Raw genomic sequence first — 10,100 nt, 5'->3', positions numbered from 1 at the left:
AGTCCTCAGCCCTCAGTCCTCAGCACTCAGTCCTCAGTCCTCAGCCCTCAGTCCTCTGTCCTCTGTCCTCTGTCCTCTGTCTTCCGTCTTCTGCCTCTCGTCTCTCGTCTTCTGTCTCCTGTCCTCTGTCTCCTGTCCTCTGTCTCCTGTCCTCTGTCTTCTGTCATCTGTCATCTGTCCTCTGTCTCCTGTCTCCTGTCTCCTGTCTCCTGTCTCCTGACAACCAGAGCCAGGCCGCCAGCAAGCCGCCGGCACCATCGGCCACGACGTCCCAGCCGCTCGGGAACCGGCCCGGGACAAAGGATTGGTGGAACTCGTCACTGATCCCGTATAACACGGTCAGCGCCACAACGAGCAGGCAGAGACGCCAGGAGGGACGGCCGCCCCCCTGGTGGGGATGCAGGGCAAAAAAGATCGTCCAGGCCAGAACAGCATAGACCCCGGCATGGAGCAGTTTGTCGATACCGAACACCGGCGGCAGCGGTAACTCCTTGCCCGGGAGATGGGACAGAAAAAAAATCCCCGCCATCACCATAAGTGCGGGAAGAACCCGCCAGCCGCTGATCCCGGTTCCTGGTGCGCTCATTGTCTGGCATCTCGTTTTTTCACAGGAATAATCACAGAACACACGGATTTTAAAAGAGAATTGATGAATCCGCACCCTGCCGGTCGGCAGCTACTGCTCGTCCCGATACAGGTTGTCGAGCAGATCGGGTGAAATCCGGCGCCTGACCCGGTTGGCCGCCGCGGAAATGGTATGGGAGGGATACGTTGGGCAGACGGTCTCGTTCTGGTCCTTGTAGCTGGTCACCACAAACCGCTTTTTGCGGAATGTAAAGGTGTGGGTCCAGTTGACGGCAATGGTTTCCGGGTTTTCCTCAATATCCACCTCGATCCGTTTGCCGCCGGCCGCCACCTGAACCGCGTCCGCGGCGCTGACCTCAAGAAGCCAGGCATCACCCTCGGTGGTGGAGAAGAGGATAAAAACCCCGAGTTCCCTGAGCATTGTCTCCTTGCTCCCGGCTGCCTGCTGAATCTTGTCGACCTCGCCCCGGAGACTGGGCGGAGCGGCACTCCCGGCCCGGGCCGGGCCGGGGTCCCGGGCAACCTGCTTATTGATACAGCACCGCTTGAACTTTTTCCCGCTGCCGCAGGGACACATATCGTTTCTGCCTATCTTCATTTTATCCCCTGCTCCTTATCCTGATAACCAGCCGGCTCTACTTGACAACCAGCTGCCAATGAATAATAATTATCATTAATGGAAGGGCCGGCTTCATCCAAATATAAGCGATCACCGGTCATCATCCGGATTGCCACCCTTCCATTCTCTCTCCTCCGAGTCGGGTCTGCGCTCCACCAGTCCCCTTCTCATCTCTTCCCAGGGGTGCGGGCTCGACTCTCTCTTCTCTGCTCAATCCGTCAGCTAGCCATATCCCGCAGTACCTCCTTGACCAGGCGGCCGTCGGCCTGCCTGCCGAAATGCTTCATAACCGGTCCCATGGCCTGCATAACGTTCTTGAACTGGGTTACATCCACATTTGCCTCGATCCAGGCCTTGATCTCTTCCCGGGTCGCCATCCGCGGCAGATAGGCCTCCAGGATCTCAAGATAGGGGGAAGAATCCCGGCCCCTGATCTCCAGAACCGTTTTTTCCGACTTCACCAGTCCCCTGATTATGCCGATGATATCATCATCGCTGATCTCATCCGCGCCCTTGCAGCGGGTGGTCTTCTTGCCGCTCTCCAGAACAATCGGCACGGTCAGCCTGGGAAACTCGCCCATGATCTGCCGGATCGCGTCGCGGCCGGCAGCATCCTTGTTCAGCATGGCACGTTTCAGGTCCTGCTTCAATCTGGCCAGCAGAGAAACGGGCTTTCCACTCTCCCAGCCATATGATGGCGCCTGTTTGTTTTCATCCATTACCGATTTCACTCCTTGGGCATGACCCGAAAAACTCAAACAATTACGAATAACAGGATTGACGGACCAAAAAAGGCCTTTTCCCCGGGAAACGGGAAGAGGCCTTGGCGCGATCAGGGTATTTTGCTGACCGAGAAAGCAATCTTCTGTTCAGATGAACTCGTAAAGGCCCCAAACGTTTCAAATGTCTATGTAGTGAAATCAAGAAGTTACAGCATAAGCCACGTCCGTCTCGGGTGTTTTTACGAGACCGACGATTCAGCTTGTTCGATGAGGTTTTCGTGGTGGGCGAGGCGGGATTCGAACCCGCGACTTTTGGCTTCGGAGGCCAACACTCTATCCAGCTGAGCTACCCGCCCGCACCGAAAAACTCGTAGCCGTACACCAGGGACACAAAAGATGCAGGTCCCCGGGACCTGTAACCGTTCAGAGATAAGCGGGTTGGCGAGATCCCGGATCCGGCGCTGCTGAACGGTTACAAAAATTCGTCGAGACTTATACCACTGATCGCTTACTTCGTAAAGCCCATTTTCCTGTCCCGGGCCACCTGCTCCTCCCATTCCATGGGCAGGAGAGACCTTTTCCTGGTGTTGCACCTCTTACAGGCGCAGACGATGTTGTCCCTGGTGCTGCGCCCGCCCCGGGCCAGGGGCACGAGGTGGTCCATGGTCAGGCCGGAACCCTTTTCCTTGCGGCCGCAGTAATAGCAGACCCCCTGGGCGAGCTTCCGCTTCCACCAGCGACTCTTCCGCAACTCCCGGGCCTTGGCCCGTTCCCGGCGCAGGGTCGCGTCGTCAACCCCGTCGAACCCGAAATAATCCATGCTCATTTTCCTTCCCCGGCCTCGGCAATGATCTCCCCCAGGAGCAACCCCCGGGCCTCGCCGATGAGATAGAGCGAACCGGCCACGCATACCAGATCGCCGGGCCCGGCCAGGGCCTGGGCCCGGTCCAGGGCCGCAGCCACCGAAGCAATGCCTTCGGCCCGCTCCTTCTCTTTTTCCGGCAGGGCCGCTGCCAATCGGTCCGGCCCGGCCGAGCGTTCGCCCTGCGGACAGGTCAGAATGATCCGCTCGGCCAGGGGCGCCACCAACGAAAGGGTTGCCCTGATATCCTTGTCCGCCATCGCGCCCCAGACCAGGATCAGCTTCTGATAGACAAAATCATCGGCCAGGGCGGCCCTCAGGCTCGCGCCGCCGGCCGGGTTATGGGCCCCGTCCAGGAGAAAACCAACCGTGTCCGCCCCTGGCCCGGCAACCGGGGTGCCGCGGTTACGATCCAGGATAAAATACTCGAGCCGGCCCGGCCAGCGGGCCTCCTTCAGGCCGGAGCGGATCGCCGTCTCGTCAACAACAAAACCGCGGTCCTGTAATAATTCCAGGCAGGCCAGGGCCAGAGCGCAATTATTCCGCTGGTGACTGCCCTTGAGCCCGCAGACCAGCCCGGTCATCTTCTCCCGCAGTTGACAGCAGCCCCGGCGCCGCATGCCCCAATAGGTCCAGACCCCGTCCTCTTCCGGTTCTATCAGAAAATCCCGGTCCAGTAAAAAGAGCGGCGCCCCCCGTTGTTGGCAGGTTTGTGCCACCACCGCCAAGGGCTCGGGTTTGCCGTTGAGCCCGACCGCCGAAACCACTGGTACCCCGGGCTTGATGATCCCGGCCTTTTCACGGGCCACCTCGGTCAGGCTGTTGCCGAGATAGGCCTGGTGATCCATGGATACGTTGGTGATCAGGCTGACCAGCGGGCTGATCACGTTGGTGGCGTCCAGACGGCCGCCCAGGCCCACTTCCATGATCGCCAGGTCCACCTTGCGGCCGGCGAACCAGAGCAGGGCCAGGGCAGTGGTGAACTCGAAATAGGTGATCTGCCGGCCATCCAGTATCCCACGGATCCGGGTGGCATGGAGGGCGAACTCCGGCTCGCTGATATAGGTGTCGTTGATCCGGAAACGCTCCCGCACCGAGGTCAGATGGGGAGAGGTATACAGTCCCACCCTGTACCCGCCCCGGGCCAGGATGCCGAGCATCACCGCGGCCACCGAGCCCTTGCCGTTGGTACCGGCCACATGGACGAAGTTTAAACTATCCTGGGGATTGCCCAGTTCGGACAGGAACATGGTCATGCTGTCCAGGCCCAGCTTGATTTTGAAAAACTGGAGATCGTCGAGAAAGCTCCAGGCTTCTTTGTAGTTCATGGTAATAATATTTGTCGGTCTCGCAACAACCCGCTCGACGGACGTGATTCGTCTTGTAACTTGTTGATTTTATTGGGTGGCATTTGAAGCCTTTCGGGTTGTTACGAGTTCATCATATTTGAACGGTTCAACGGTTTGAACGCTCAAACCCTTATTTTATCAGTTCCAGTCTGGCGTAATCCAGATGCAGGGTCTTCTGCCCGTGCCGGTCGAAGAGTACGTTTACGCTGCGGCTGCCGATCACCGTTTCCACCCGGCCCGGACCGAAAAAGGGATGACGCACCCGGGTGCCGGCCACAAGTTGGTCCATGGTGAGCTTGGAGCCGGGCCTTGACGGCGGCGCGGCGGTCCGCGGCCGGTAGATGCCCTGGCCCGGACCGGCAGTGGCAAGGCCCGGAGCCGCGCTGGTCCGGGAACTGAACAGACCGCCGTCCAGTTCGGCCAGAAACCGGGTCAGGGTGGCCATGGAGAATTTGCGGTCCGGCGACATCACCTGCCGCGGATAGGAGCAGAACAGCCGCTGCTTGGCCCGGGTGGCGGCCACATAGAGCAACCGCCGTTCCTCCTCGAGCTGAGGCCCGGGCATGACCCGGCTGCTGGGAAACTGGCCCTCGGCAAGGTTGATGATAAACACCGTGTCCCATTCCAGCCCCTTGGCGGAATGGACCGTGGACAGCACCAGACAATCCGGTCCCGACAAGGCACCCCCGGCCGGCTCCGGCGGGTCCAGGGCAGTATCGGCCACCAGGGCCTCAAGATCCTCATATTCGCTGACAATGGTCTTAAGCTGATCGATATCCTTGCTGCGCCGGGGATAATCGTCCTGGTAGACCCGCTCGAAAATCGGCCGGTAATAGTCAAAAACCAGGTCAAACCGGGCAGCAGGGGTCAACTCCGGGCCGAGCAGGTCGATAAACAGCCCGGCCAGGGCCAGCAGCCCCTCCCGGCCCTTGCCCTGGGCCGGATAGGTGCTCAGTGCGGCAACCGGCTCGTCGGATCTCTTCATGACCGCCAGGATCTTCCGGGCGGTGCGGGGGCCGATCTTTTCGATGAGCAGCAGGAGCCGGTTCCAGGAAAGATGGTCCCGCGGATTTGCCAGCACCCGGAAAAAAGAGAGCATATCCTTTATATGGGCCGACTCGGTGAGTTTGAGCCCGCCCCGCTTCTCAAAACCGATCCGATGGGCGGTCAGTTCAATCTCCAGCTTATAGGAATGGAAACCGGAGCGGAAAAGCACGGCAATCTCGTTCATGGCCACGCCCTGCTCCTGCAGGGCCAGGATCTCGCGGACCACGAAGCCGGCCTCCTCGGCCGCGTCCCGGGCCGCGAAGACCACCGGCCGGTTTCCGCCCTTGATCCGGGAGAACAGGGCCTTGGTATATTTCCGCTCCGCCCGGGAGATAACCGCGTTGGTCAGGTCAAGGATCTGCTGGGTGCTCCGGTAGTTCTCCTCCAGGGTGATCACCCTGGTGCCCGGGAAAAGCCGGGGGAATCCCATGATGTTGTTGAAATCAGCGCCGCGAAAACTATAGATGGACTGGGAATCGTCCCCCACCGCCATCACGTTGGTGTGGTCCCGGCCAAGGCAAAGGACTATCTCGGCCTGGATGGAGTTGGTATCCTGGTACTCGTCCACCAGGATATGATCATAACGGCCGGCAATCTCCTCGCGCACCCCGGGAATATCCTTCAGTATCCGTTGCCAGTTGACCAGCAGATCGTCGTAGTCCATCAGCCCGTGTTCCAGCTTAAAGTCCTGGTAATGCTTGCGGAGCCGGAGAATATCCTCGACAAACTCGTCCAGGTGGGAATACTCGTCATAGATCAGGTCGTCCAGGTTCATGGACGTGTTCACCGATTTGCTGATCAGGTTGACGATGATCCGCTTGAAGGGAAAGCGCTTGCCAGCCCCGCTCAAGGCCAGCGACGACTTAAGAATATTGATGATCCCCTCGGCATCGGCCCGGTCGATGATGGTGAAGTTGGCCGGATAGCCGAGGTGATAGCCGTAGCGTCTGAGCAGCATCCCGGCCACGGCGTGAAAGGTGCCGCCGATAACCCGTTGACAGGAACTGTCCAGGAGCAGGCTGGCCCGGGAAAGCATCTCCTGGGCCGACTTGCGGGTAAAGGTCAACAGCAGGATCCGCTCCGGCTCCACCCCCTGTTCCAGGAGGTGGGCCACCCGATAGACCAGGGTGCGGGTCTTGCCGCTGCCAGCCCCGGCAATGACCAGAACCGGGCCGCCCGGGCTGGTCACCGCCTGATACTGGGCCTCGTTAAGCACTGCCCGGCTGACCACCCGGCAGGCCTTTCGCTCTGCGGTGACCGGGGTGTGCGGGAGTTCCCCTGGGAAAAGATTCTGTTGCATGGCCGCCACCATACCACAGAGGATAACCCCTGTGCAACGAGGCGGCCCCCCGGGGCCGGACCCCGCGAACCATTGACCTCCTGCCCTGTTCCGGGTAATAATGCCCCCTCTGGAAGAAATCTTTCCACTTCAAACGCAGGAGGATTTTTTCTATTTTCACCATTTTTGCAGAGGATATACAATGAGTAACTCCGACCCCTTTGGCAACCTGTTTCCAGAAGAGATATTACAAGAGCTCATGCCGGCCGACCGGGCCGACCGTTTTTTCGAGGCCCTGTACGGCGACGTTAACGAAGGGTCCTATGACATAGCCCTGGCCTATCTCGGTCACGACCATGACAATAATCTGCTCCGCTTCGAACTCCAACTCAGGGAGCGGCCCGGCAAATGTCTGGCCTGCAACCTCACCTACGGCCTGCCCGATGTCTTTGCCCGCCACCCGCTGATCAATATAAAAGGGGTGGTCGAACAGATCTGCGCCCGCCTGGCCGGCGAGCAGAGCTGTACCCAATGGAGCCTGGGCCACACCCGCGCCAGGAGCCGGGATCTGCACGCCATCCCGCTGGAGATCCGGCTGGGTTAGAGGGGCGGAGGACCCGCCTTCGCCAAGGCTACGGCGGGCAAGCGGAGGACAGAGGACGGAAGACAGAGGACGGAAGTGGATTGGAAATGTTTGTTATTTCCACTTCTGCGGTTCATGATTCTTCATTCTGCATTCTGCATTTATGATTTAAAACCACCCTGACCAGGCCGCGCACCGAATTGGCCACATAGATCGCATCGGCCTGCTCCAGGTCCTGGCGATAGAGGATTGCCTCCCGGACCTTTTCCGGCTTGTCAGCAAGGAAATGACGGCGGAACACCCCGTTCAGGAGTCCGGCAGAGACCGGTGGCGTTAAGAAAAACCCATCCTTTTCAATAAACAGGTTGGTAAAGCTGCCCTCGGTGACCTGGTCGCGCTGGTTGACGAACAGCACCTCAAAACAGCCTGCTGCTATCGCCTTTTTCAGTTCCTGTTCATAAAACCCACGCCGGGTGGTCTTGTGATAGAGATAGGGAGAGGTGGAGTGCACCGGTTCTTCCGAAAAACAGACCCGGGGCAGATCGCCGCCTGCCAGCGGCTCTGCGTTGGCCGGGGTCAATCGGCTGCTGGTAATCGTTACCCCGCCGTCCTTGGCCAGGGTCAGCCGGACCCGCTGGCGGCCGGCCCCCTGGTTGACAAACCCTTCAGCCGCCCCTTGCAGCTCTTTACAGACCTTTTCCAGCTCCAGATAAAAACCAAGGTATTCGGCCGAGGCGGTCAACCGCTCCAGGTGGAGATCCAGCAGCCAGTACCCGGACCCGGGCCGCCAGAGCAGGGTCTCGATCAACTGGAACTCCGGTAACGGCCTGGTCAGGAAATCACCCTTGAGACAACATTCCTCCCACTCCCGGGGCGGGTCGGAATCCCAGACAATGCCGGAGCCGATGCCCATCTCCCCCTGGGAACCGTTGATCACCAGGGTACGGATCGGTACGTTGAACACCGCGTCCCGGTCCGGGGTAATATAACCAACAGCCCCGGTATAGACCCCCCGGGGTCCGCTTTCCAGTTCGCGGATGATCTCCATGGTGCGGATCTTGGGGGCGCCGGTGACCGAGCCGCAGGGGAAAAGCGCCTCAAACATCTGCTTGAGCGGAAGCTCCGGCGCCACCGTTGCCTCCACCGTGGAGGTCATCTGGTGCAGGGTCTCGTAGGTCTCCACCTCAAAGAGCGAGCGCACCCGCACCCCGTTGCCGCCGCCTACCGGGCTCAGACGGCCGAGATCGTTGCGCAACAGGTCAACGATCATCACGTTCTCGCTCCGGTTCTTGATGTCCTCGCGCAGGAACCGCCTCATCTCCGCATCCTCGTCAATGGTCCGGCCCCGGCGGACCGTGCCCTTCATCGGCCGCACGGTCAGCGTGCCGCCCTGCTTGCGAAAAAAGAGTTCCGGCGAAAAGGAGAGGATCCGCTGCTCGCCCCCTTTGAGATATGCCCCATAGGACACGCTCTGGTTGCGGCGCAGGCTGCGGTACAGGGCTGCTGCCGAGCCGGCGAAATCAAAACAGAGTTTAATGGTATAGTTGACCTGGTAGGTATCACCGGCAGCAATATACTCCTTGATCGTCCGGATCCGTTCAAGGTAGGTCTGCTGCTCCTGGGTCGGCCCCAGGTTGGTCACGCTAAAGGAACAATCCGCGGTCAAATCCGGTTCCGTGGCGGGCCAGGGGCCGGCGCCGGAGAATTCCCCGCTGACATTATCAAGGACATGGGGGCCGTTATAGACGCCCAGTTCCGCCAGGACCCGGTCACCGTCACCATGATCCCAGGCCGCCGCGGCCAGGGCCGGCTCCAGAAGATAGCCGAATTCGTAGGCAAACCAGCCGGCCAGATAATATCCCTGGGCCAGCATTTCCTCGGCCCGGGTAAAAAATTCCCTTACATCGTCGCCCGACCGGCAGGTCAGACAGTCCACCGGCCGGCGAAAAAGCAGGGTCCGGTGTTCCGGCCCGGAGATCCGGGTGGTTTCGAACAGGGCGAACCGCTCCTCATTGTCGAGCGCGGCGAAAAGTGCTGCCAGTGATCTTTCGCCAACCGGGCCTGGAAACATTTTTTATGCTCGTTTTTTGTTCAAAAAGGGTCATGCCCCGCCAACACCACTGCCGGAGGAGGCTAAAAAGCCGTTAGCATACCATGCCGGCCCGGCCGACGGAAGCCCGGAGAACAAGACCGCGACCAAATTTTTCCGCCCTTCTTGCAGCCTTTGTCCACAAAACCTTGCGTGTTTGCCGGGAATATTTTATAAACTCAGTAATTTTTTTTACCGTTAATGACCCCTGTTGTTTATAATATGAATTTTTCCCATTCTCGCCGAGAAGGAGAACCACCATGCTGATCAAAGACTGGATGGCAAAGGATATCCTGACAGTGGACGAAAACACCTCGGTCATGCGCGCCTCCCGGATAATGAAAGAGAACAGCGTCCGCCGCCTTCCCGTACTCAGTCACGGCAAGCTGGTCGGTATCATCACCGACCGGGATCTGAAGGATGCCTCGCCCTCCAAGACCAATTCCCTGGATATCCACGAGATGTACTATCTGCTCTCCGAGATGAAGGTCAAGGATGTGATGACCGCGGACCCGATCTGCATGCAGGGGGACGAATCCCTGGAAAAAGCGGCCATTGTCATGCTTGAGAACAAGATCTCCGGTATCCTGGTGGTGGATGAGGCCAGGCATCTTGCCGGCATTTTAAGCGAAACCGATGTCATTCTCGGCTTCCTGAACAGCTCCGGGATCAAGGACGGCACCTATAACTATGTCCTGGAACTGCCCGACTCGCCCGGCGCGGTCACCGCCGGCATCACCATCATGCGCGACCACAAGGCCCGGATAGTCAGCGTCCAGACCTCCTATGACAGTGGTGCCGGAAAAAAGAAGGTCTCGATCCGGATCGATATCAGCAAGGTGGCGGATCTTGCCGCCCTGCACGAGGATTTAGAAGAAAATTTCACAATACTTTTCCACGGCCAAGACGATTTGACCAACCTGCCGCGGAAAAACACATCTTGATAACTTCAGCCTTTAAGGAGA

8 protein-coding genes, 1 tRNA gene and 1 pseudogene are annotated in these 10,100 nt (G+C 59.2%); 2 read left to right on the top strand and 8 right to left on the bottom strand.

The genetic code is table 11. The annotated features are described in order from the left end of the window. Positions 1 to 163: 163 nt before the first annotated feature. From L3J03_05710 to L3J03_05680, 7 genes and pseudogenes are all read right to left on the bottom strand, one after another. Positions 164 to 586 carry a VanZ family protein gene (locus L3J03_05710; protein MCF6290472.1) on the bottom strand — a complete coding sequence of 141 codons (423 nt, stop codon included), beginning with the start codon at positions 584 to 586 and terminating at the stop codon, positions 164 to 166. A gap of 528 nt (positions 587 to 1,114) precedes the next feature. Further along, a pseudogene (locus tag L3J03_05705) lies at positions 1,115 to 1,206 on the bottom strand (SEC-C domain-containing protein). Positions 1,207 to 1,422: 216 nt separating this feature from the next. Next, positions 1,423 to 1,923, bottom strand: a complete 501-nt coding sequence (locus L3J03_05700; GenBank protein ID MCF6290471.1) for a GatB/YqeY domain-containing protein — start codon at positions 1,921 to 1,923, stop codon at positions 1,423 to 1,425. 282 nt (positions 1,924 to 2,205) lie between these two features. Next, positions 2,206 to 2,282 (bottom strand) — tRNA-Arg (locus L3J03_05695). A gap of 152 nt (positions 2,283 to 2,434) precedes the next feature. Then, positions 2,435 to 2,752 (bottom strand): HNH endonuclease, encoded by a 318-nt coding sequence (locus L3J03_05690; GenBank protein MCF6290470.1) that lies wholly within the window; start codon positions 2,750 to 2,752, stop codon positions 2,435 to 2,437. After that, a complete protein-coding gene (locus tag L3J03_05685; protein ID MCF6290469.1) occupies positions 2,749 to 4,116 on the bottom strand; it encodes a bifunctional folylpolyglutamate synthase/dihydrofolate synthase in 1,368 nt (455 codons plus the stop codon). The genes L3J03_05690 and L3J03_05685 overlap by 4 nt, the downstream gene beginning before the upstream one ends. A 151-nt stretch (positions 4,117 to 4,267) precedes the next feature. Next, positions 4,268 to 6,484 carry an ATP-dependent helicase gene (locus tag L3J03_05680; protein MCF6290468.1) on the bottom strand — a complete coding sequence of 739 codons (2,217 nt, stop codon included), beginning with the start codon at positions 6,482 to 6,484 and terminating at the stop codon, positions 4,268 to 4,270. Between the two features lie 181 nt (positions 6,485 to 6,665). Between L3J03_05680 and L3J03_05675 the strand changes: the two genes are divergently transcribed. Continuing rightward, positions 6,666 to 7,067 (top strand): pancreas/duodenum homeobox protein 1, encoded by a 402-nt coding sequence (locus tag L3J03_05675; protein MCF6290467.1) that lies wholly within the window; start codon positions 6,666 to 6,668, stop codon positions 7,065 to 7,067. Between the two features lie 112 nt (positions 7,068 to 7,179). On the opposite strand, the gene pabB is transcribed toward L3J03_05675, so the two are convergent. Then, complete coding sequence (pabB, locus tag L3J03_05670; GenBank protein ID MCF6290466.1) at positions 7,180 to 9,117, bottom strand: aminodeoxychorismate synthase component I; 1,938 nt, start codon at positions 9,115 to 9,117, stop codon at positions 7,180 to 7,182. A gap of 278 nt (positions 9,118 to 9,395) precedes the next feature. Between pabB and L3J03_05665 the strand changes: the two genes are divergently transcribed. After that, positions 9,396 to 10,079: a CBS and ACT domain-containing protein gene (locus L3J03_05665; GenBank protein ID MCF6290465.1), complete on the top strand. Its 684-nt coding sequence runs from the start codon at positions 9,396 to 9,398 to the stop codon at positions 10,077 to 10,079. Positions 10,080 to 10,100 lie beyond the last annotated feature (21 nt).

This window comes from Desulfobacterales bacterium (genome assembly GCA_021647905.1).
In the GTDB taxonomy this organism is placed as follows: domain Bacteria; phylum Desulfobacterota; class Desulfobulbia; order Desulfobulbales; family BM004; genus JAKITW01.
The sequence above is the reverse complement of the archived record's forward strand: the minus strand, read 5'-3'. Positions and strand labels throughout refer to the sequence as shown.